Raw genomic sequence first — 598 nt, 5'->3', positions numbered from 1 at the left:
GTTAGCCACGAGGCCAGAAACAATCGCTCTGACCATGTTTCCCGCACCGATAAAGGCGAGCTTTTTATGTTCCATTTGTCTGATTTCCATCATGATATTTACGATTTATTGTGCGCTCAGGTGTATAATGGCGCCGCTTTGCGTTAACCGCTGTTTCATCGCGGTATCAATTAAGCATTTTCGCTCTTAAATGACTATTCACTTTTCGTGCTGTAGTCTCGCGCGCCAAAGATAGCCGTTCCGATACGAACCATGGTGCTGCCTGCTTCAATCGCAGCGGTCATGTCGCCACTCATGCCCATCGATAAGGTATCGATTTCTGGGTATTGCTGTTCAAGGGTTTGCTTCAGTGTCGCTAGCTTCTCGAACTCACGAAGCTGGGCGTCGTAGTCTGACACGTTCGCAGGAATCGACATCAATCCTCTTAAAGTGAGGTTGGGAAGGCGAGAAATCAACTCAGCCAGTTCGAATATTTCTGCGTCACTAACGCCAGATTTGGAATCTTCACCACTGGTGTTGACTTGAATCAGCACTTGCAATGGTTTGAGTTCTTGCGGACGTTGCTCATTGAGTCGCTGTGCGATCTTAGCGCGATCAA

2 protein-coding genes are annotated in these 598 nt (G+C 47.8%); both read right to left on the bottom strand.

The genetic code is table 11. The annotated features are described in order from the left end of the window. The coding region (locus R7Z50_RS29095; protein WP_318149956.1) for an NAD(P)-binding domain-containing protein at window positions 1-75 on the bottom strand (75 nt) is incomplete at its 3' end. Window positions 76-194: 119 nt separating this feature from the next. Continuing rightward, window positions 195-598: YggS family pyridoxal phosphate-dependent enzyme (locus R7Z50_RS29090; protein ID WP_318149955.1), on the bottom strand; the 404-nt coding region annotated here is incomplete at its 5' end.

Source organism: Vibrio sp. 1249-1 (assembly GCF_033340495.1).
The sequence above is the reverse complement of the archived record's forward strand: the minus strand, read 5'-3'. Positions and strand labels throughout refer to the sequence as shown.